This window comes from Telluria sp. BA11, assembly GCF_056680305.1.
In genome coordinates, this window is record NZ_CM155275.1 from 5125114 (window position 1) to 5146117 (window position 21004).

The 21004-nt window shown below is 65.4% G+C and carries 16 protein-coding genes and 1 tRNA gene; 12 read left to right on the forward strand and 5 right to left on the reverse strand.

Going from position 1 to position 21004, the window contains the following annotated elements; all coding sequences use genetic code 11:
- Window positions 1-130: 130 nt before the first annotated feature.
- From fdnG to AC1MGT_RS22690, 9 genes are all read left to right on the forward strand, one after another.
- Entirely contained in the window at window positions 131-3205 is a 3075-nt protein-coding gene (fdnG, locus tag AC1MGT_RS22650) for a formate dehydrogenase-N subunit alpha (protein ID WP_499502207.1), read from the forward strand.
- A 3-nt stretch (window positions 3206-3208) separates the two neighbouring features.
- Window positions 3209-4138, forward strand: a complete 930-nt coding sequence (gene fdxH / locus AC1MGT_RS22655; RefSeq protein WP_499502208.1) for a formate dehydrogenase subunit beta — start codon at window positions 3209-3211, stop codon at window positions 4136-4138.
- 10 nt (window positions 4139-4148) lie between these two features.
- Window positions 4149-4778: a formate dehydrogenase subunit gamma gene (locus AC1MGT_RS22660; protein ID WP_258834163.1), complete on the forward strand. Its 630-nt coding sequence runs from the start codon at window positions 4149-4151 to the stop codon at window positions 4776-4778.
- 181 nt (window positions 4779-4959) lie between these two features.
- Window positions 4960-5991: a formate dehydrogenase accessory protein FdhE gene (fdhE, locus tag AC1MGT_RS22665; protein WP_499502209.1), complete on the forward strand. Its 1032-nt coding sequence runs from the start codon at window positions 4960-4962 to the stop codon at window positions 5989-5991.
- 2 nt (window positions 5992-5993) lie between these two features.
- Entirely contained in the window at window positions 5994-7451 is a 1458-nt protein-coding gene (gene selA / locus AC1MGT_RS22670; protein ID WP_499502210.1) for an L-seryl-tRNA(Sec) selenium transferase, read from the forward strand.
- Window positions 7448-9367, forward strand: a complete 1920-nt coding sequence (gene selB, locus AC1MGT_RS22675) for a selenocysteine-specific translation elongation factor (RefSeq protein ID WP_499502211.1) — start codon at window positions 7448-7450, stop codon at window positions 9365-9367. The genes selA and selB overlap by 4 nt, the downstream gene beginning before the upstream one ends.
- Window positions 9368-9410: 43 nt before the next feature.
- Window positions 9411-9506 (forward strand) — tRNA-Sec (locus AC1MGT_RS22680).
- A 23-nt stretch (window positions 9507-9529) separates the two neighbouring features.
- Window positions 9530-9976: a glycine cleavage system protein H gene (locus tag AC1MGT_RS22685; protein WP_499502212.1), complete on the forward strand. Its 447-nt coding sequence runs from the start codon at window positions 9530-9532 to the stop codon at window positions 9974-9976.
- Complete coding sequence (locus AC1MGT_RS22690) at window positions 9973-10359, forward strand: DsrE family protein (RefSeq protein ID WP_499502213.1); 387 nt, start codon at window positions 9973-9975, stop codon at window positions 10357-10359. The genes AC1MGT_RS22685 and AC1MGT_RS22690 overlap by 4 nt, the downstream gene beginning before the upstream one ends.
- A gap of 324 nt (window positions 10360-10683) precedes the next feature.
- Here the strand turns inward: AC1MGT_RS22690 and AC1MGT_RS22695 are convergent, their stop codons facing one another.
- Window positions 10684-13914, reverse strand: coding sequence for a di-heme oxidoredictase family protein (locus tag AC1MGT_RS22695; RefSeq protein ID WP_499502214.1), 3231 nt, complete (start codon window positions 13912-13914; stop codon window positions 10684-10686).
- 305 nt (window positions 13915-14219) lie between these two features.
- On the opposite strand from AC1MGT_RS22695, the gene AC1MGT_RS22700 reads away from it, so the two are divergent.
- From AC1MGT_RS22700 to AC1MGT_RS22710, 3 genes are all read left to right on the forward strand, one after another.
- Window positions 14220-14918: a hypothetical protein gene (locus AC1MGT_RS22700; RefSeq protein WP_499502215.1), complete on the forward strand. Its 699-nt coding sequence runs from the start codon at window positions 14220-14222 to the stop codon at window positions 14916-14918.
- A gap of 132 nt (window positions 14919-15050) precedes the next feature.
- Window positions 15051-16025, forward strand: a complete 975-nt coding sequence (gene cyoE, locus AC1MGT_RS22705) for a heme o synthase (RefSeq protein ID WP_499502216.1) — start codon at window positions 15051-15053, stop codon at window positions 16023-16025.
- 95 nt (window positions 16026-16120) lie between these two features.
- Window positions 16121-17683, forward strand: coding sequence for an alpha,alpha-trehalose-phosphate synthase (UDP-forming) (locus AC1MGT_RS22710; RefSeq protein ID WP_499502218.1), 1563 nt, complete (start codon window positions 16121-16123; stop codon window positions 17681-17683).
- A gap of 53 nt (window positions 17684-17736) precedes the next feature.
- Here the strand turns inward: AC1MGT_RS22710 and AC1MGT_RS22715 are convergent, their stop codons facing one another.
- From AC1MGT_RS22715 to AC1MGT_RS22730, 4 genes are read right to left on the reverse strand one after another with little or no spacing between them, the layout of a single operon-like run.
- The gene (locus AC1MGT_RS22715) at window positions 17737-18450 is read right to left on the reverse strand and encodes a glycosyltransferase family 2 protein (RefSeq protein ID WP_499502219.1); all 714 of its coding nucleotides are present in this window, start codon (window positions 18448-18450) and stop codon (window positions 17737-17739) included.
- The gene (locus tag AC1MGT_RS22720) at window positions 18447-19061 is read right to left on the reverse strand and encodes a class I SAM-dependent DNA methyltransferase (protein ID WP_499502220.1); all 615 of its coding nucleotides are present in this window, start codon (window positions 19059-19061) and stop codon (window positions 18447-18449) included. The genes AC1MGT_RS22715 and AC1MGT_RS22720 overlap by 4 nt, the downstream gene beginning before the upstream one ends.
- On the reverse strand, window positions 19054-19827 hold the full coding sequence (locus AC1MGT_RS22725) for a PIG-L deacetylase family protein (RefSeq protein WP_499502222.1): 774 nt from the start codon (window positions 19825-19827) through the stop codon (window positions 19054-19056). The genes AC1MGT_RS22720 and AC1MGT_RS22725 overlap by 8 nt, the downstream gene beginning before the upstream one ends.
- Window positions 19815-20840, reverse strand: a complete 1026-nt coding sequence (locus AC1MGT_RS22730) for an acyl-CoA dehydrogenase family protein (RefSeq protein ID WP_499502223.1) — start codon at window positions 20838-20840, stop codon at window positions 19815-19817. The genes AC1MGT_RS22725 and AC1MGT_RS22730 overlap by 13 nt, the downstream gene beginning before the upstream one ends.
- Window positions 20841-21004: the final 164 nt, after the last annotated feature.

Genomic DNA, 21004 nt, shown 5'->3' on the forward strand with positions numbered 1-21004 from the left:
GCGGGTCCAACGGCGCGCACACCGGCGCATGGTGGCGCCGGTAACGGTCAGGATGGAAAGAAAGCCAGGGCGACGACCCTGGCTGACCCCATTCTGATGTGCGCAATCCATTACTAGCAGGAGAATCTAGATGGGCATGAACAGAAGGCAGTTCCTCCGCGCAAGCGGTGCGGGACTCGCCGCCTCCACCATCGTCGCGCTCGGCTTCTCGCCGTTGCCGGCGATGGCAGAGACGCGGCACTATAAATTGGCGAAAGCCAAGGAGACGCGCAACACGTGTCCGTACTGCTCGGTGGGCTGCGGCCTGCTGATGTACAGTCTGGGCGACGGCGCAAAGAACGTCACCTCGGACATCATCCACATCGAAGGCGACCCGGATCACCCGGTCAATCGCGGTACGCTGTGTCCGAAAGGCGCCGGCTTGCTCGACTTCGTCCATTCGCCGAACCGTCTCAAGTTCCCGGAAATCCGCGAACCTGGCACCAACGAATGGAAACGCGTTTCCTGGGATGAGGCAATGACGCGCCTGGCCGGCCTGATGAAGGCTGACCGCGATGCGAACTTCATTGCGACCAACGCCGAAGGCCAGCTGGTCAATCGCTGGACGAGCACGGGTATGCTGTGCGCGTCCGCGTCGAGCAACGAAACGGGCTACATCACGCACAAAGCGATGCGTTCGATGGGCATGCTCGTATTCGATAACCAGGCTCGCGTTTGACACGGACCTACGGTGGCCGGTCTGGCCCCGACGTTCGGACGAGGAGCGATGACCAACCATTGGGTTGACATCAAGAATGCCGATGTTGTACTGATCATGGGCGGCAATGCCGCCGAAGCACACCCATGCGGTTTTAAATGGGTCATCGAAGCAAAGCATCACAATAAAGCCAAGCTGGTCGTGGTCGACCCGCGCTTTACGCGTTCGGCCGCCATGAGCGACTATTACGCACCGATCCGCGCTGGCTCGGACATCGCCTTCCTGGGCGGCGTCCTGAACTATCTGCTGACCAACAACAAGATCCAGACCGAATACGTCCGGAGCTATACCAACGCCCCGTTCATCGTGAACGAAGGCTTTGACTTCCAGGATGGCCTGTTCTCGGGCTATGACGAAGCCAAGCGTCGCTACAGCAATGAAAGCTGGGGCTACGAAATGGGTGACGACGGTTACGCCAAGGTCGATCCGACCATGGAGCACCCGCGTTGCGTGCTGCAAGTGATGAAGCGCCACTATTCGCGCTATACGCCTGAGCAGGTCAGCAAGATCACCGGTACGCCGGTCAAGCAATTCCTGAAGGTCTGCGAATACATCGCGTCGACTGCCCAGCCGGGCCGTGCGATGACGATCCTGTATGCACTGGGCTGGACCCAGCACAGCCAGGGTAGCCAGATCATCCGTACCGGCGCGATCATGCAGCTGTTGCTGGGTAACGTCGGTATCGCCGGCGGTGGCCTGAATGCACTGCGCGGTCACTCGAACATCCAGGGTCTGACCGACCTGGGTCTGCTGTCGAACTCGCTGCCGGGCTATCTGTCGCTGGCAACCGATAAAGAGCAGGACCTGGAAACGTACTACAAGCCGCGCGCACTGAAGCCTTTGCGTCCGAACCAGATGAGCTACTGGCAGAACTATCCCAAGTTCTTCGTCAGCCTGCAAAAAGCCTGGTGGGGCGATGCCGCGACCAAAGAGAACAACTGGGCCTTCGACTACTTGCCGAAAATCGACAAGCTGTACGACGTGCTGCAAGCGTTTGAATTGATGGGTCAGGGTAAATTGAACGGTTACATCTGCCAGGGTTTCAACCCGGTCGGATCGTTCCCGAACAAGAAGAAGATCATCGCCGGTCTGTCGAAGCTGAAGTTCCTGGTGACGATGGATCCGTTGAATACCGAAACGGCCGAGTTCTGGAAGAACTTTGGCGAGTCGAACGACGTCGATCCAAGCAAGATCCAGACGACCGTGTTCCGCCTGCCGACCACGTGCTTCGCCGAAGAAGACGGTTCGCTGTCGAACTCGAGCCGCTGGCTGCAGTGGCACTGGAAAGGCGCCGAAGCGCCGTACGAGTGCAAGCCGGACATCGAGATCATCGCCGACCTGTTCTCGCGCATGAAGAACCTCTATCTGAAAGATGGCGGTGCATTCTCGGATCCGATCACCAAGCTGTCATGGCCGTACAAGATTCCACACAGCCCTTCTCCTGAAGAGCTGGCCAAGGAATTCAACGGCAAGGCGCTGGCCGATATCTATGATGCAAAAGATCCGACCAAGGTCATTCTGAAGGCCGGCGAACTGGTGCCGGGCTTTGGCGTGCTGCGCGACGATGGCTCCACGGCCAGCGGTTGCTGGATCTATGCCGGCGCCTGGACGCAGGCGGGCAACCAGATGGCGCGCCGCGACAATGCGGACCCGTACAACATCGGCCAGACGCTGGGTTGGGCCTGGGCCTGGCCGGCGAACCGCCGCGTGCTGTACAACGGCGCCTCGGCCGATCCAAAGACGGGCAAGCCGTGGAATCCTGCGCTGAACCTGATCTCGTGGAACGGTACGGCCTGGAGTGGTTCGGATATTCCGGACATCCGTCCTGACGCCGATCCGGCCGAAGAGAACCGTACGCAGCCGTTCATCATGACGTCTGAAGGTGTGGCGCGTCTGTTCGCACCGACCGGCATGGCCGAAGGTCCGCTGCCGGAGCACTACGAGCCGTTCGAATCGCCGTTCCCGGTCAATCCGATGCACCCGAAAAACCCGCTTGCCCGCGCCAATCCGGCGGCCCGCGTGTTCAAGGGCGACATGGAAGCGTTCGGTACGGCCAAGGACTTCCCGTACGTCGCGACCAGCTACCGCTTGACCGAGCACTTCCACTACTGGACCAAGAACGTTGTCTCCAACGCGATTATCCAGCCACAGCAGTTCGTGGAAATCGGTGAAGAGCTGGCCAAGGCCAAGGGCATCACGAATGGCGACATGGTCAAGGTGTCGTCGATGCGTGGCTTCATCAAGGCCAAGTGTCTGGTGACCAAGCGCATTCCGCAACTGAACTGCGATGGCATGAAGGTCGATACGGTGGGTCTGCCGAACCACTGGGGCTTTGTCGGTGTGGCCAAGCCGGGCTTCCTGGTCAATACGCTGACCCCGTTCGTGGGCGATGCAAATACCCAGACCCCGGAATACAAGTCGTTCCTGGTCAATATCGAAAGGGTCTAAACAATGTCTTCATTACAATCTCTCGATATTGCGGCGCGTTCGGCAACCACTACGCAGTCGCCGGTGGCCCGTACGCACAAGCCGGAAGTTGCCAAGCTGATCGACGTGTCCAGCTGCATCGGCTGCAAGGCATGCCAGGTGGCGTGCATGCAGTGGAACGATCTGCGCGATGAAATCGGCGAAAACCACGGTACCTACGACAACCCGATCGACCTGACGCCACAGTCGTGGACCGTCATGAAGTTCTCGGAAGTCGTGACCAAGTCCGAGGAAGAGGGCGATCGCCTGGAGTGGCTGATCCGCAAGGACGGCTGCATGCACTGCGACGAGCCAGGCTGCCTGAAGGCCTGCCCGGCGCCGGGCGCGATCGTCAAGTACACGAACGGTATCGTTGACTTCATCAGCGAGAACTGCATCGGTTGTGGCTATTGCGTTGCCGGTTGCCCGTTCGACGTGCCACGCATCAGCAAGGTGGACTCGAAGGCCTACAAATGCTCACTGTGCGCTGACCGCGTTGCAGTGAACATGGAACCGGCCTGCGTGAAGATCTGTCCAACTGGCGCCATCCGTTTCGGCACCAAGGAAGACATGATCGAATACGCGGGTGACCGCGTGATCGACCTGAAGGAACGTGGTTACCAGAACGCCGGTTTGTACAACCCGGCTGGTGTGGGCGGCACGCACGTGATGTACGTGCTGCAGCACGCGGACAAGCCGAACCTGTATGCCGGCCTGCCCGAGAACCCGACCATCAGCCCGACCGTGGCGCTGTGGAAGGGTATCGCCAAGCCGTTGGGTGTGGCTGCGATGGTCGGTGCTGCTGTTGCCGGCTTCTTCCACTACATGAAGGTCGGCCCGATCGAGACGCACCACGACGAACCCGATGTTCAGCCGACGCCTGGTCCCGACCAGCGCGACGACGAACGGGTATAAGGAGAAGACCATGTTTATCACTCGCTATCGCGACATGACGCGCATGAACCACTGGGCCGTGGCCCTGTTGTTCATCTGCGCCGGATTGACTGGCCTTGCCTTGTTCCATCCGTCGATGTTCTTCTTCAGTGTGTTCTTCGGCGGTGGGCAGTGGACCCGCATCCTGCATCCGTTCTTCGGCTTGCTGATGGTGCTGGGTTTCGTGTTCCTGTTCTTCGCCGTCGTACGTGACAACTTCTGGACCAAGACCGATACGGCCTGGGTCAAGAAGGCGCCGGAACTCCTCAAGGGTAACGAGCACGCGATGCCGCCTGTACACAAGTACAATGCGGGCCAGAAAGCCGTGTTCTGGATCTTTGCCGTGAGCCTGGTGCTGCTGCTCATCACCGGCTTCATGTTCTGGCAACCATGGTTCGCGGACTTCTTCCCGATTCCGCTGCGTCGTTTCGCGATGCTGGTGCACGCGGCTTCGGCCCTGGCACTGGTGCTGAGCGTGATCATGCACGTGTACGCCGCCATCTGGGTCAAGGGCTCGTTCCGCGCCATGACCCGTGGCACGGTGCACGAGGACTGGGCCAAGTCGCACCACCCGCTGTGGTACAAGGAAGTGGCAGAGGACGCCAAGCGCAACAAGCGCTAACGTAGTATTGTTGCTCTTCTGAGTCAGCTTCAAAACCGTCGTTCCCGCGCAGGCGGGAACCTCAGTGTGCATGCGGTTCGATTCGCCGACACACTTGGGTTCCCGCCTCCGCGGGAACGACGTTCTTTGGCAGCTTGAACCGTATTGCCGTTGCAAGAATTCAATAGGAAGCATCCTTTCCATGAGCATTACCAAATCCACCAAGCTGCTCAGCCCCGAAGAAATCGCTGTCCGGGCTGGCGAGCAAATGCCGTATATCCAACTCCCGGTGCGCCGCGAGTTGTTCTCCGCCCGTGCCACCCGTCTGCGCCAATTGGCGCCGGGGCACGCGATGCACGATTTCTTGCTGTTTGCCGCCGAACTGGCCGCCGTGCAGCACGAAGTGCTGCAGGATTACCCGACCGTCACGCTGCCGACGCTGGACGACCTGGCCGCCGCCGCGCGCGCCGCCCAGGCACCGGTCCCGGCGCCGCTGTGGCCGCGCGATCCGGTCTGGCGCAGCGCAATGCGCCGCATGCTGGAGCTCTTGGCCCCGCGTCTGGCGGGCAGCCCGGCGCAAGCCGCCGTGCAGGCCCTGCTGGCCGCCGGTGACGACCATCTCGAAGGCCAGGCCGAACTGCTGCTGCAGGGCGCAGCGGGTCTGGACATGAGCGCCGCACCGCTGGTGGCGGCCGGTCTGCAGGTGTACTGGACGAACATGGTCCTGGCGATCCAGGAAGCGTATGGCGCCGCGCGCCAACAGCCGTACGGCCGCACGCTCGACATGACGACCTGCCCTTGCTGCGGCAGTCTGCCGACATCGTCGATCACGCGCGTCGACCAGACCGGCAGCAACTTCCGCTATCTGCACTGCTCGCTGTGTTCGGCGCAGTGGCACATGGTGCGGGTCAAGTGCAGCCACTGCGAAAGCACCAAGGGCATTCACTACCATTCACTCGAGGCGCTGGCCACGGATGGCGCGGTGCAGGATGCGTCGCAGGCATCAGTACAGGCCGAAACGTGCGACGAGTGTCATCACTACATCAAGATCGTGCGCATGGAGCGCGAGCTCAATGTCGATCCGGTGGCCGACGACCTGGCCTCGCTGACGCTGGACATCCTGGTGTCCGAAGCGGGCTACGAGGCGCATGGCGTCAACCTGCTGCTGCTGTCTGGCGGTGAGGAAGCACCAAGCGAACCGGCCATCGCACCACCATCGAACCGGAGTAATTGATCATGTCGCTCAGCGAGTCCGTGGTCCACGGCTCGAAGGCGACAGTCAAGGAGCTGCCTTCGATCGATAAACTGCTGCGTTTGCCATCGGTGCAGGCGCAGCTGTCTGTCCACGGCCACACGCTGGTCGCCGGGCAGGCACGCGCGCTGGTCGATGACCTGCGCGCGCAAGCGCTGGCCGGCGTGCTCGCGGCAAGCGCCGTGACACCCGATGCGCTGGGCGGGGCGCTGGCCGAGCGCATCGCTGGCCGGATCGCGCCGCGCATGCGCCGCGTGATCAACCTGACCGGCACGGTCATTCATACCAATCTGGGCCGCTCCGTGCTGCCGGATGTGGCGATCCGCCACCTCACGGCCATGATGGCCGGCCCGAACAATCTAGAATACAACCTCGACACCGGCTCACGGGGCGATCGCGACAGCATCGTCGAAGGCCTGCTGTGCGAAATCACCGGCGCCGAAGCGGCGACGGTGGTCAACAACAATGCCGCGGCGGTGCTGCTGTCGCTGGCCGCCCTGAGCGGCGGGCGCGAAGCAATCATCTCGCGCGGCGAACTGGTGGAAATCGGCGGCGCGTTCCGCATGCCGGACGTGATGGACAGCGCCGGCGCGCGCATGGTCGAAGTCGGCACCACCAACCGCACGCACCTGGCGGACTACGAGCGCGCGATCACCGAGCGCACGGCAATGCTGATCAAGGTCCATACCAGCAACTATATGGTGCAGGGCTTTACCAGTGCGGTGAGCGAGGCCGAACTGGCGCCGCTGGCCCGTGCCCGCGGCGTGGCGCTCGTGTCGGACCTGGGCAGCGGCTCGCTGATCGACATGGGCAAGTACGGCTTGCCGCAGGAACCGACGCCGCAGCAGATGCTGGCGGACGGCTGCGACGTGGTCATGTTCTCGGGCGACAAATTGCTGGGCGGGCCGCAGGCGGGCCTGATCGTCGGCACGCGCGAACACATCGGGCGTATCCGCAAATTCCCCATGAAGCGCGCGCTGCGCCTGTCCAAGCTGCCTCTGGCGGCGCTGGAAGCGACCTTGCAGCTGTACCTCCAGCCCGAACTGCTCGTGCGCGAATTGCCGACGCTTCGCTGGCTGACCCGCACGCAGGAGCAGGTGGCCGTGGCCGCAAATGCGATCCTGGAACCGCTGCGCGCCGCGCTGGCGCCGCGCTATACCGTTACGCTCGAACCGATGCTGAGCCAAATCGGCTCGGGCTCGCTGCCGATCGACCGCCTGCCATCGTGCGGGCTGGCGATCGCGCCTGTCCTGTCCGGCAAACGTGGCATGGGCACGGCGCTCGACGCGCTGTCGGACGCCCTGCGCGGCCTGCCGGCGCCGATCATCGGCCGCATTGCCGACGACCGGGTGCTGCTCGACTGCCGCTGCGTCGACGATCCAAGCGAAGTCATCAATCAATTGGCTGGCCTGCGCCTGGCCATCATCGGAGAAGCCCCATGATTGTCGGCACTGCAGGCCACATCGACCACGGCAAGACAGCGCTGGTGCGCGCGCTGACGGGCATCGACGCCGACCGGCTGCCCGAAGAAAAACGGCGCGGCATCACCATTGAACTCGGTTACGCCTGGATGTCGCTGGAAGACGGGCGCCGCATCGGCTTCGTCGACGTGCCGGGCCACGAAAAGCTGGTGCGCACGATGGTGGCCGGCGCCAGCGGCATCGACTTCGGCTTGCTGCTCATCGCCGCGGACGACGGACCGATGCCGCAAACGATCGAGCATGCGACCATCCTGTCGCTGCTGGGCGTTCGCCGTGGCGCGGCCGTAATCACCAAGATCGACCGCGTCGATCCGGCGCGCGTCGCCGAGACCGAAGCCCGCGTACGCGCACTGCTTGCGAGCAGCGGGCTGGATGAGTATCCGGTGCTGCACGTCTCCAGCGTGCGCGGTGACGGCATCGATGCCTTGCGCGCGGATCTGGTCGACGCGCTGGCCGATGCGCCGGGCGACGGCGTGGAGGGCGCGGGTTTCCGCATGGGCCTGGACCGTGCCTTCACGCTGGATGGCGTCGGCACTGTGGTCGCTGGCAGCGTTTCGGCGGGCGGCGTGACGATCGGCGACGCGTTGTCGCTGGCGTCCACGCCCGACGACACGTACCGCGTGCGCAGCCTGCAGGTGCACAGCCGCGCGGCCCAGGCGGCGCAGGCGGGCCAGCGCTGCGCCGTGGGCCTGGCGGGCCTGGAACGCACGGACGAACTGCGCGGCCAGGTGCTGTGCGACCCGGCCATTGCGCTCTCCACGCAGCGGATTGACGTCTGGCTGCAGGTGGCCACCACCGAAGACAAGCCACTGCGCTCGGGCACGCTCGTACATCTGCACGCAGCGACGCAGGATTGTCTGGCGACGGTGGCCGTGCTGGGCCAGCCGTCGATCGCCCCGGGCGCCGGCGCGCCGGCCCAGCTCGTGCTGCACAAGCCGGCCAATGTCTGGCATGGCGACCGTTTCATCCTGCGCGACGCGTCGGCGGTGCGCACGGTGGCCGGTGGCCAGGTGCTCGATCCGCTGGGCCCCATTCGTTATCGCCAGACGCCCGAGCGCCTGGCCTATCTGGACACGCAGCGCGCCATTGATCCGCAGACGCGCCTGCTGGGCGCGCTGGCACAGGCGCAGTACGGCGTCAATGGCGCCACCTGGCTGCGCAGCAGCGGCCTGGCGCGCTGGCCGTTCGACCTGGCCAGCGTTCCCGACATCGTCGTCGGTGCTGGCGGCGAGTGGCTGATCGCCCGCGCGCGCCTGGACGAAGCCCAGGCCGGCCTGCTGGCGGCCTTGCGCGACTTCCACGATAAGTACCCGGATGAAATCGGTCCCGACGTGCAGCGCGCGCGCCGTCTGGCGGCGCCGCGCATGCCCGAGGCGCTGTGGCTGCAACTCACGGGCCACATGATCGAGGCCGGCGTGCTCGCCCGCCGGAATGGCTTTCTGCATTTGCCGGAGCACGGCGTCGCCTTGCGCGCTGCCGAGCAGATCGTGGCCGAGCACGCGCTGCCGATGCTGCGTGAAGGGCGCTTCGATCCGCCGTGGGTACGCGATATCGCGTTGCAGGCCCGGTTGCCCGAAGCGCAGGTGCGCCAGGTACTCGGCCGCATGGCGCGCGGCGGCGACGTGTATCAGGTGGTCAAGGACCTGTTTTATCATCCGGCCGTGATGCATGAGCTGGCGGCGCTGGCGAGGAAGCTCGCCGCGGAAGAGGCCGGTGGCCAGGTCACGGCGGCACGGTTCCGCGACCTGACGGGCCTGGGGCGCAAGCGCGCGATCCAGATCCTGGAGTTCTTTGATCGCATCGGATTGCTGCGCCGCGTGGGTGATGTGCACCTGCTGCGGCCGGGAACGTTGCTGTTTTCCGAGAAATCACCGTGAGCCTGACGCAATTTTTCCGGACAAGGTAAAATCGCGGCTCAACGGAAGGAAATCGTCCCTGGTGGGGCGGCTGGGCTTCAAACCCAGTTGGTGGCGCCATGCGTCGCCGGGTGGGTTCGACTCCCGCATCCTTCCGCCATTCTTTCTGTTTGACACAATCCTATGATCATCCTCGGCTTCGACTATCCGGACGACTGCTATTTCGACCTCGACAACGATATGTGGTGCCGCCCGCTGGATGACGGCCGCATGCAGGTGGGCGTGAGCGCATTCGGTGTGCAGATCAGCGGCAACCATTTCTACATGTGCCGCCCCAAGCCGGTGGGTAATGAGGTCGAGCAGGGCAAGACGATGGGTGTCGTAGAGCTGAGCAAGACGGTCGTGACGATCAAGACGCCAGTGTCCGGCATGATCGTCGAAATCAACACGGCGCTCGAAGAAACGCCGGAGCTGATCCACCAGGACCCGTACGGCGCCGGCTGGATTTCCGTGATCCAGGCCAGCGACTGGGAGCGCGACCGCGCGCAGCTGGCACATGGCGCCGACCTCGTTGAACAGGCCGAGCGGCGCATGCGCCTCGAGCCGGTCGATGACTGGATCAAGCCGTGAATCCAGCACAGGCGGGTCTGGCGATCATGGTCTGGTCGTGCGATCTGACCCGGCCCGAGGCACTGACGACGCCGTTCATGACGGCGCAGGCCGCAGCGGCGCTCGACATGCCTGTGAAGATGTTATTCACCAATCAGTCGGTCGCCTGGCTGCTGCGCGAACACAGCGCGCGCCTGACCGGCTTCGGCGATGACCGCTGGACGGTCGGGCGGCATCTAGACGCCACGGTTGACCTGGGCGTCGAGATCCGCGCCTGCAGCCAGGCGCTTAGCGCCCTGGGTGCAGACTTGGCTGCGCTGTCGCCGCAATGTGCCGGCGTCGAGGGCATGGTGACGTTCGTCGAGCAGGGCAGCGCGCCCGGCTGGCGCATGCTGGTGTTCTAAGCCTGCGCGTCCAGGTAAGGATCATCGCGGCTCTTTCTGGCTGCGGCGTCAGCACTGCTTAGCCATCTGCTCGGTGCACACACAGCCGGGGTCAGGTCTGACATTCAGACACGGCCTCAGCCTGAGCCACGTCCAATGGTGTATCGACCAGCCTTAGCATAGCCCGGTGCCAGCTAGTTTCGACTATCCGGCTGTCGAGTTCGTGTCCGAATGTCAGACCTGACCCCCGCTTTTACATGACCCCCGCTTTTACAGTGCAGAATATGCGAGGCAAAAAAAGCGCCGGGCTGTGAACCCGGCGCCTTCGTTACAGCAGAGCGAACATCACAGCGAGCGCAGGAACGCCAGCAACGCCTCGCGTTCCACTGTCGCGAGCTTCTCGAAGCGCTTGCGTGCGGCGGCGGCTTCGCCTTCGTGCCACAGGATCGCTTCGCTCAGCGTGCGCGCGCGGCCATCGTGCAGGTAGCCGACCTTGCCATCCTTGCCCATCACCTTGTCGCTGTAACCGATGCCCCACAGCGGCGCGGTACGCCACATGCTGCCGGTGGCCTGGCCTTCGACGTAGTTGTCTGCCAGTCCCGGACCCATATCGTGCAGCAGCAGGTCCGTGTACGGCCGGATGGTCTGGTCGCGCAGCTCCGCAAACTGGTGCTTTGCGCCGGTCTTCATCGACGCCGTGTGGCAGGCCACGCAGCGCATCGTCTCGAACAGCTTCTGGCCCGTGGCAACCTGGCGCGTGTCGACCCGGTGCTCGTCAAGTGGCGCGACGCCTTTCGGGAACCCGCTGGCCAGGCTGCGCTGGGCCGGCACGGCCAGCAGCGCCAGGTAGTTGGAGATTGACTGCAGCTCCGCTTCCGAGATCCCGCGCTGGCGGGGCGCCGTGGCGCATGCGGCCGGGTTGGCGTCGCAAGAAAGGCTCGGGTAGACGGGCGATGTCACCGCCATGTCGGCCAGCAGCGCCGATGCCGCCTGGTGGCGCAACGTGGCCTTCGACGCTTTCCAGCCGAAGCGGCCCAGGCGCACGGCGCCGGTTTCGGGATCGAACACGAAGTTGGCCGTACCGCGCACGCCGTCGCCGTCCGGGCTCGAGCGCACGCGCGCCAGGATGTCGGCTTCCGGAATCGCCTCGAGCAGGCCGGTGCCGATCATCGGCTGGGCCGCGCGCAGCGAGACGGTCTCCGGCACCGGGCCATCGAACGCGATTTTTGGCTTGCGCAGTTCGACGTTCGTGCCGTCCGCCAGTTGCACCACGCGGGTGTCGAACCCGGTCACGCGCACGCCGGTGCCCCAGTTCTGCGGGGTGCCGTTGCTGGAGACCGCATTCATCTGCACCGTCGTGCCGTAGGTCGGGTGCGGCAGTTGCTGGCCTTGCGGACCAACGCGCGCCACGCGCACCGCCATGCCATCGAGGCGCTGGTTGATTGCCGCCGGGGCCGGGCTGCGGCCATTGCCGACGTGGCAGGCGATACAGGCGGACTGATTGAAGCGGCCGCCCTGCAGACCCACTGCCGCCGCATACGGGTCGTTGCCCGCTTCATTGTGCTCACCGGTGGTGAAGTTGGTGTGCAGCAGGCGCCGGCCTTCGACGAAGCGCTGCATGTTCTGCATGCCGACGTTGTTGTGCGGCTGCTGGAACATGAACAGGCCATTGTCGCTGTAGTTGTACGACACCGACCCGAGGCCGCCGGACAGCACGTCGTCCGGCAATGGCACCGAGTTCAGGCGCGGCTGCACGCCGTACCATGGGCGCAGACCCTGGCCGACGACATAGCTCCATTCCTGCGAGTAGTAGCGGATGCCGCCTGTGTCGCCCAGCGCGCCCAGTGCCTCGCGCGTCGTGAAGTACGACGGCGAGACTTCGATGATGTCGCCCTTGACGAGCGGTCGGCCCGGCACGCTGCGGCCGGTCTTGAAGCCGTCGCTGTTGAGCTCGCTGTGGCCCGGATAATCCTTGACCAGCAAGGTGCAGCCGCCATTGATGCCGTTGGCGCTGGCCAGCCGGTTGTTCTGCGGATAGGGCGTCGGCTTGCAGATCGGGATATCGTTATTGACCAGTTCGCCGGGCCGCATCCAGCCGTAGCCGGTCGAATACGGCTCGTCGAACTGGCGGAAGAACGCGACGCCGCCCTTGAGGAAGTCGACCGTCGTGTACTGGTTCACGACCAGCATCGGTTGCGTGACGCCCGCGACGCGGCTGTTGTCGATGATCTCGACGCCCCAGGTACGGTTCTTGTGATACTGCGGCACAAACGTCAGGTAGTTGCCCGGGCCCTTGTCAACGGGCAGGCCGCTGGCCGGATCGATCGTGTCGTTCGGGCCGTAGCCGATCTCGTTCCACTCTTCGCCACGCTCGCGGCCATGCCGGGCCAGGCCACGGGCGCCGAAGCGCGTCACCAGCGTGCCGTCCGCAAGGGTGAATTGCAGCGATTCGATCGGCTCGGCCGTGCCCGGCAGCGGGCTCAGGGCGGCGCCATTGGGCGGGAAGGCCACGGCCGACGTCGGTGCATCGGGGAGCGTGTTGTCGCTGCCCGGCGTCTTGAACTCGACTTCAAACAGCGAGTAGCCGTATTGCGTGGCGCGCGCGACACCCTGCAGGCGCAGGTAGCGGGCCCGAAAACCCAGATTGAAGAATTCCTCGACGCCACCCTTGCCGGTGCCGACATGGCGCAACTGCGTCCATGCCACGCCGTCGTTCGACGTGAGCACCGTGTATACCTTGCCGTACGATTGTTCCCAGGTCAGCTTCATGTAGCCGATTGCGGCAGGCGCGCCGAAATCGAAGTTGATCCAGGCGCCGTCCTCGGGCCGGCTCGACCAGCGCGTGCCGGGCTTGCCGTCGATGGCCATGCCGGCCGCCATGCCGCCATTCTCCGGCGTCGACGACGTCGCAGCGACTGGCTTGATGGCGACGCCGGGACGGGTCAGGTCAACGGGCAGTTCCGGCGCCGGCTGGCTCGGGCTGGGCGTCGGTGCGGCCGGCGTGCCGGTAAACGCCTGGAGTTCGAGGATCGAATAGCCATATTGGCCGGCGCGCTTGACGCCCTTCATGCGCAGGTAGCGCCCTTTGCCATTCAGGCCCGTGAGATCCTCCGTGCCGCCGACGCTGTCGGTGATGCTCTTGATCGTGGTCCAGCTGCTGCCGTCTTCGGACACCTGCAACAGATAGGCGCTCGCATGGGCGGCTTCCCAGTCGATGCGTACACGGGTGATCGTCTGCGTCGCACCGTAGTCGAGCGTCAGCGATTCATCGTCAGTGAAGCGGCTGCCCCAGCGCGTGGTGTTGTCGTGGTCGATCGCTGCCTGGCCATCGAGATCGCCCCGCTCGGCCGAGCTGGCCTGGGCCCTGACCGGAGTCAGCGCCGTCTCGGTGCTGGCGAACATGCCGGCCACGGTCCTGGACAGGCTGGCGCTGGCGTTCTGCATGACGGCGACAGGCGACTCCGTCGTGCCGCCACCGCAACCCGCCAGCAGTAGCGGGAGCAGCAGGATAGGTGCAAGTGGCACGCCGGGCATGCGGATGCGGCGTGACGACTGCCCGCGAGGCAGTTGATCCATGGTGAAACTCCTTCGTATGAACGTCGATGGGTGAACTTCCAACTGCTTTCCGCATGCCCCGACCATGTACACCGACCGGGATCGTTATAATTGCTCTATGGCAATTATTGACCATAAGGTAACCGACCGGTTCAAGACGTGTCAAGGAATCTGCGCCGATGTGACAGTTCCACGCCGATCGTCCCCAATAAATACGGTCCAGGCCCGTCGCATTTCTCCAAAAACCAATCGTGCGCGACCTGCCAATTCGTACAATTGCGAATTAGCCCGTTCAACCGGGCAACAATTTTGTAAGCGGAGAGACGATGGGGCGATTATTTTTATGGGCGAAAGCGCGCCCGGCGCAGTGGGTGCTGCTGGCAGCACTCGTGGCCTGTTACCCCGTTAGCCTGCTCCTGCCAGTGTCGTGGGGCCGTGAAGCGGGCGTTCTGGAGAACCTGCAGGTGCTTGTCTTGCTGAGTGGCTTCGTGCTGGCGGTGGTCGTCTTCATGCGGCGTCGCCCGGAACGCACGGCGATGCTGGCGCTGTGGGCCGCGCCCGTCTGGTTGCTGCTGGCGGGCCGTGAGCTCAGTTGGGGCCGGGCCTGGCGCGCCGTGCCCGGGTTCGATGCGGCGGGCAGGGCGCTGCCGCCGGAGCCGCTGTGGTTCCAGCCGCTGGTCTGGCCCGGCGCGGCATTGCTCATCGGCTGGCTTGTCTACAGCGCCTGGCATTACCGCATCGATGAGGTGGTGCGCGTGGCGTTCGTGCGCAGCGCGCCGTGGCTGCTGTTGTTCGTGGCGCTTGGTGCCGCCGTGGGTTCGACCTGCGCCGAGGGGCATATGTCGTGCCATATCGATCTGATCGCGTCCCGGTCACAGGTCTTCGAAGAACTGGTCGAGCTGCTGGCCTACGTGGCGCTGTGCAGCCTGCAAGCAGTTGTCCTGCGGCACCGGGTGCCGGCCCTGGGTCCACGTCATGAGCACGGGGTCGATGCGCGCGCTGCTCGCACAAAAGAGGTGCGCTGAACCGGTGTTACTGGCGGCGCGCATGTAGTTCGCTTGGCAAGTAGGACAAATTGCCCGTTGGTCGTGCCGCCGTTTTCCTCTAGCATGACGGGTTCTGTGAAATGACCACCTGCCTGCAGCGGTCGCCCGATCATGTCGAATTCAAAAGTTGTCGAAATCCCGCCGGCCGCCCTGGCCATTCCTGATGTCGCTACTGGCGTCGTTGCTGGCGCCTCGCCCGCTGGTGGCCTGGCGCAGCGCGTCGGCCAGTACTGGGCGCTGACCAAGCCTCGCGTGACGCTGCTGACCGTGTTCTGCGCCGTGATCGGCAGCCTGCTGGCCACGGATGGCGTGCCCGCCTGGTCCGTGTTGCTCTACAGCGTCGCCGGTATCTGGTTGCTCGCCGGTGCCGCCTTCGCCGTCAATTGTCTGCTGGAAGCGCAGATCGATGCAAGGATGACCCGCACGGCGCGTCGGGCCACCGCGCGCGGCGACCTGGGGCCCGCCCAGACGGTCGTGTTTTCGCTGGTGCTGGGCGGCGTCGGCGCAGCCTTGCTGTACACGCAGGTCAATCCGCTGACGATGTGGCTGACACTGGCCACGTTTGTCGGCTACGCCTTCATCTATACCTTGCTGCTGAAACCGGCCACGCCGCAGAACATCGTGATCGGCGGGTTTGCTGGTGCGATGCCGCCGGCCCTGGGCTGGGCGGCGGTGGCCAATGGCGTGCCGCTCGAGGCTTGGCTGCTGGTGCTGATCATCTTCCTGTGGACGCCGCCGCACTTCTGGGCACTGGCGATGGCGCGGCGCGACGACTACGCGCGCTCCGGCCTGCCGATGCTGCCGATCACCCACGGCATGGCCCACACCGGCCAGCAGGTATGGCGCTACAGCGTGGCGCTGGCGATCGGGACTGCGCTGCCATGGGCGGTCGGCATGAGCGGGCTGTTCTATCTTGCTTGTGCCTGCGCGCTGAACGCCGTGTTCCTGCGTCATGGCTGGTTGGTCCACAAGCATTACAGCGACGCGGTTGCGCGCAAGGCATTTGCCTGGTCGATCGTGTATCTGGCGCTGCTGTTCGGCGCGCTGCTGGCCGACCATTACCTGACCTTGCTGTTGGCGGTTTGAGCCACGTTGGGTTCGTCATCGAACAGAAGCGGAGAACGCTAACATCTTAAGCTGTTGCCATGACAGCTCGATACCACTCCGCCCCCACGACGAGGATGCGCAGCAATCCGGCGCCTCTACCCCTTCCAACTTTTCCGGGCGAGCGCCGCAAGATCGCGCGCCCCACAGCCTTGCTGCCCGAGGACGTGCGCGACAGCGCCGACCTGGCCCGCCTGATCGACCAACTTGGCTGTGGCGACGACCTGATCGTCGTGTCCAACCGCGCACCGTGCGTCCATTCGCAGACGAGTGACGGCGTTCATGCCCAGCGGCCCGCCGGCGGCCTGGTGACGGCGCTCGAAGCCGTCCTGTCCAAAGAAGGCGGCTGCTGGATCGCCCATGGCAGCGGCACCGCCGACCGTGCCACGGTCGACGCCAACGACCACGTCCTGCCCGAGCATCTCGACGCGCCGTATCGGCTGCGCCGCCTGTGGCTCAGCGATGCCGAAGTGGCCGGCTACTACGATGGCCTGGCCAACGAGGCGCTATGGCCGCTGTGCCACCGCACCGGCGTCGCGCCGACCTTCCGCCTTGACGACTGGTCGCATTACGTGGCCGTCAACCGGCGCTTTGCCGACGCCGTGATTGCCGAAGCTTCGAGCGAGCGGCCGGTGGTGCTGGTGCAGGACTACCACCTGGCGCTGGTGCCGCAGATGGTGCGCGAGCAGTTGCCGGACGCCGTCATCATCCTGTTCTGGCACATTCCGTTCCCCACCCCGCAGGTACTGGCCACGTTCCCATGGGCGCAGCAGATGATGGCGGGCTTGCTGGCCAGCACCGTGATGGGCCTGCAAACGCCAGCCGATCTGACCAACTTCAGCCTGGCGCGCGCTGCCATTCCCGGGGCCCAGGGCCGCGGCGCGGCGCACGCCGGCGCCTATCCGATCTCGATTGCGTGGCCGGCGAGGGATGACGTGGCCACGCCCGGCGTGCGTGACGCGGTGGGCAGCCAGTTCGGCATCGCGCCCGGCGTGCGATTGCTGGTCGGTGTCGATCGCATGGATTACACGAAAGGCCTGAGCGAGCGCCTGCAGGCGTTCGAACTGCTGCTCGAGCGGCGGCCCGACCTGCGCGGGCAGGTAACGCTGCTGCAGATCGGCGCGCCATGCCGCTCGGCGCTGGCCGCCTACCAGACGATCACGCGCGACGTGGGCGCGCTTATGCAGCGGATCAACGCACGCTTTGGCAAGGATGACTGGCAGCCGGTCGTGCTGCATGCGCAGAGCGCGGATGCCGCCACCGTGACGGCCTGTTACCGCGCGGCCGACGTATGCCTGGTCACGAGTCTGCATGACGGGATGAACCTGGTGGCGAAGGAATTCGTCGCGGCCCGTACCGACCTGCGCGGCGCGCTGGTGCTCAGCAGCCAGGCTGGCGCTGCCGCTGAACTGCACCAGGCTTTGATCGTCGATCCGCGTGACATCGCCGGCATGGCGCGCGCCATTGAACGTGCGCTGGACATGCCGCTGGATGAGCAGACCCGGCGCCTGCGCGCGATGCGCGGCGTCGTCAGTCAATACACGGTGTTCCGCTGGGCGGCGCAGTTGCTGGTGGATGGCATGCGCATCGAGGCGAGCCGCAGGGTTACGCGCAGCCCGGCACACGCTTATTTGCGTTGATTGTTTGCGTTGATTATTTGCGTTGACCGGACAACCGCGCCCCTTGCCGACACTCAGGTTGTCGGCAGGGCGGTTTCCATCTCGCAGGTCACGGCCAGCAGCGTGTCGCCAAATCCGCCGCGCGCCCGCGCATCCAGTCTGGCGCTGGTGAACACGCGCGGCAGCGCGCTCCAGGCAAAGCGGGCTCCCGACAGTTGGAGCGCCCGCACCAGCAGCACGTCTTCATGGCAGGCCACTGCGGCAAAACCCCCGGCCGCCTGGTAGGCCAGCGCGCAGACACCCAGGTTCGCCCCGTGAATGTGACGGTGATCTTCGCGGTCATGGTAGGTGCGGGCGAAATGCTCGCGCAGAAGTTGCGCCTTGTCCGCATGGGGCGACCAGTCGTCGACCGCCACCGAACCACAGACGACGTCGGCGCCCAGTGTGACCTGCACGGCCAGCCATTGCGGCGAGACGCGCGTGTCGGCATCGGTGAACGCGAGCCAGCGCGCCTCGGCTGCGATCAGGTGCAGCGCGCCGGCAGCACGCGCGCTGCCGACCTGGCGCGCGGCGATTTCCAGTGCGTCGAGCCGGCAACCGGCCAGCGCAAACGCCGTCTGCCATTCGCGCACGATCGCGGCCGTGCCATCGTCGCAGGCGTCGAGCACCACGCATACCATGACTGGTTCGCCGGCCAGTTGCGGATGCGTCGCTGCCCGCAGGACGGCTTGCAGGCAGGCGCCGAGACACGCTTCTTCGTTATGGGCAGGGATGGCGACGCCGATCATGCGCGTTCTCCCTGTACTCCCTGTAGCGGCGCCACCGGGCGCCAGACGTCGAGCACGAACGCCTCGTCGCGATGGTGCAGCGAGCGGCGCAGTCCGGGCAGTCCGTCGGCGAGATCGTGCACCGTGGCCGTCGGCGTGATGCGGTCGTCGAAGTCGTGCAGGTAGTGGCACAGCACGAGTTCGCCGTCCGGTGCCAGGTTGGCCGCAGCACCCGCCAGCATCGAGGCAATCGCGTCTTCGTCGAAGTAATACAGCAGTTCGCTGAGCACGATCAGGTCGAACGTGTCGTCCAGCGGCCAGTCGGCCGGCAGGCGGCGTGTCTCGAAGCGGATCCCGCGCGTGGCGGCGTCGGGGACGCGGCGCCGTGCAGCGTCCAGTGCACTGGCAGCGCCGTCGCACGCCAGCAGGCGGTCGCAACGTTCGGCCAGCGCCACGCTCATTTCGCCGTTGCCGCAGCCCGGCTCGAACGCGCTGCGGTAACGCGGCTTGCCCAGGCTGGCGAGCAGGATCGCGCGCTTGCGCTGTTCATACCAGGCGCCGCGCACGTCCCACGGATCGTCCGATTGGGCGTACAGGGTTTCGAAATGGGCCAGGGGTTGTGTGTCACGCATGGTCAGGGAAGTAAATTTCAAAAGGATGCAGGACGCGTTCCATGGCAAACGCGGGCAGGATGGGCGCTGCGCCGCTGCTGGCGTCGCCCTCGATCTGGCTGTGGAAACACCCGAGGGCGGCGCGCTTGCGCGCCAGCGCGTCGGCTGGCACGGGCAGTTTGCGCGCCTGCGCCAGGGGCATGGCATCGTCGCCCGGCGTACTCCAGTGCCAGCCCCAGACCGGCGCCTGCAGCACGCGGGCGCCGGTCTGGCGGGCGACGGCGCTGCACGCCAGCGCCGTCGATTCGTGGTCCGGGTGGCCATCGAAGCGCCAGGTGGTGATGACGATGTCGCCCGGCGCGATGATCGCGGCCAGCTGGCGCTCGAGTTCGGGCGCGGCCGCCGTGACGCCGCCGTCCGGGATATGCAGGCGTCGCACGCGGCTGGCGTCGATGCCCAGGTGGGCCAGGGCGGCATCCGTTTCATCGGTCCGTGCCTGGCGCAGGCGTTCGGGCGGCCACGCAGGCGAGCCGGGATGGCTGGCTTCGCCATCGGTGACGGCCACGATCAGCGGCGCGTTACCGCGCGCTGCGACCAGTTGCAGCAGGGCGCCGCAGGTCAGGATTTCGTCATCGGGATGGGGCGCGACCACGACGACGCGCGTGCCGGGCGGGATCAGCGCATCCAGCGTGATCTGCGGAACTGCGGCCAGCGCAGCGTCGCGCGCCCAATCGTCTGCTGCCGGGCCGGTGCCACCAATATGACGTGATCTGTTCACAAGGTCCATGGCGCGTCCTCCATGGAGGCGACCAGCTTGCCGACGGCTTCCAGGTCGCGCTCCGCATGGCTCTGGCGCATGAAGACCGGCAGGTCCGCATACAGTTGCGCGAGCGCGCCATCCTTGCACAGTGGACCCGCGCCCAGTGCGCGGCCCACGGCATGCAAGACTGTGTTGGCCGTCGCTTCGACGCTTAGGCGGACTGTCATCGCCGTGCGCATGGCATTCGCGCCCGGGGCGCTGTCGATGCTTGCTGCGGCCTCGCGGATCAGTGCGGCGCAGCCTTGCAGTGCGACCGAGACCTCGCCCAACTGGGCCAGGCGATGAGGGTCGCTGCGCTCGGCCAGCCGTTCACGCAGCGCATCGGCCAGACGCGTGGCGGCGCCGAACCAGCATGCAGCCACGCCTGCGCCGCCTTGCCAGAAGCCAGGGCGCTCAACATAGAAGCCCGGGCCTGCCAGCGGCATGGCCACGGCATCATCGAACCAGACATCGACACTGGCCGTGGCACGCATGCCGACCGCGTTCCAGCCGTCGTCCGTGACGCGCACGCCAGGCTGGCGCAGGTCGACCGCCGCCAGCATCGGGGCGCCATTCACATCCCAGCAACTCACCACCGCATGTGTGACGCCATGCGCCCCAGAGCACCAGGCCTTGCGGCCGCGCAGCACATGGCCGTGATCGACAGCCAGCAGAGCCAGGCGCGCATCGGGTGGTTCCGCACACCAGGTGCCCCAGGTGGCTTGCGGAGTGTCGGCCAGCGCGTGCGCCTGAGCTTCGTGCAGGATGGCTAGCGCATCCGTATGACCTTCAAACACCTTCGCCAGGGGCAGGTCATGCGCGCCAACAGCGGCGAGCGCCTGCCAGCGGGCGAGCGTCGCACCGTGGCCGGGCAGCGGTAGGTGTGCATGGCCAGCGCGCACGAGTTCGCGCAGCGCCTCGATCGGGGGCATGCCGGCGAGGCTGGTCAAGCTGCTGCGCAGGGTGGTCAGTGCCGGGACGGTTGAAACAGGATTCTGCATGGCGATGTGTTTTTATGGCAACGATCTGATCCTAGCAGGCGAGGGGCGATTTCGCCTGTTCGGCACATCACACAGTCATGCACTATCCAGTCGGCGCGGCGTCTGTTCGACACGCGTGCTTTGCATTCTGTTGCTGCTACACTCCTGCCATCTTCCTTCTCACG

What these genes read in the sequence shown, in the direction of transcription:
- AC1MGT_RS22720 (WP_499502220.1), bottom strand. Translation starts at nt 19,061, where the DNA reads ATGCGTGACACACAACCCCTGGCCCATTTCGAAACCCTGTACGCCCAA.
- AC1MGT_RS22685 (WP_499502212.1), top strand. Translation starts at nt 9,530, where the DNA reads ATGATCATCCTCGGCTTCGACTATCCGGACGACTGCTATTTCGACCTC.
- AC1MGT_RS22660 (WP_258834163.1), top strand. Translation starts at nt 4,149, where the DNA reads ATGTTTATCACTCGCTATCGCGACATGACGCGCATGAACCACTGGGCC.
- selA (WP_499502210.1), top strand. Translation starts at nt 5,994, where the DNA reads ATGTCGCTCAGCGAGTCCGTGGTCCACGGCTCGAAGGCGACAGTCAAG.
- fdhE (WP_499502209.1), top strand. Translation starts at nt 4,960, where the DNA reads ATGAGCATTACCAAATCCACCAAGCTGCTCAGCCCCGAAGAAATCGCT.
- AC1MGT_RS22710 (WP_499502218.1), top strand. Translation starts at nt 16,121, where the DNA reads ATGCGCAGCAATCCGGCGCCTCTACCCCTTCCAACTTTTCCGGGCGAG.
- AC1MGT_RS22730 (WP_499502223.1), bottom strand. Translation starts at nt 20,840, where the DNA reads ATGCAGAATCCTGTTTCAACCGTCCCGGCACTGACCACCCTGCGCAGC.
- AC1MGT_RS22715 (WP_499502219.1), bottom strand. Translation starts at nt 18,450, where the DNA reads ATGATCGGCGTCGCCATCCCTGCCCATAACGAAGAAGCGTGTCTCGGC.
- selB (WP_499502211.1), top strand. Translation starts at nt 7,448, where the DNA reads ATGATTGTCGGCACTGCAGGCCACATCGACCACGGCAAGACAGCGCTG.
- cyoE (WP_499502216.1), top strand. Translation starts at nt 15,051, where the DNA reads ATGTCGAATTCAAAAGTTGTCGAAATCCCGCCGGCCGCCCTGGCCATT.
- AC1MGT_RS22725 (WP_499502222.1), bottom strand. Translation starts at nt 19,827, where the DNA reads ATGGACCTTGTGAACAGATCACGTCATATTGGTGGCACCGGCCCGGCA.
- AC1MGT_RS22695 (WP_499502214.1), bottom strand. Translation starts at nt 13,914, where the DNA reads ATGGATCAACTGCCTCGCGGGCAGTCGTCACGCCGCATCCGCATGCCC.
- fdxH (WP_499502208.1), top strand. Translation starts at nt 3,209, where the DNA reads ATGTCTTCATTACAATCTCTCGATATTGCGGCGCGTTCGGCAACCACT.
- AC1MGT_RS22700 (WP_499502215.1), top strand. Translation starts at nt 14,220, where the DNA reads ATGGGGCGATTATTTTTATGGGCGAAAGCGCGCCCGGCGCAGTGGGTG.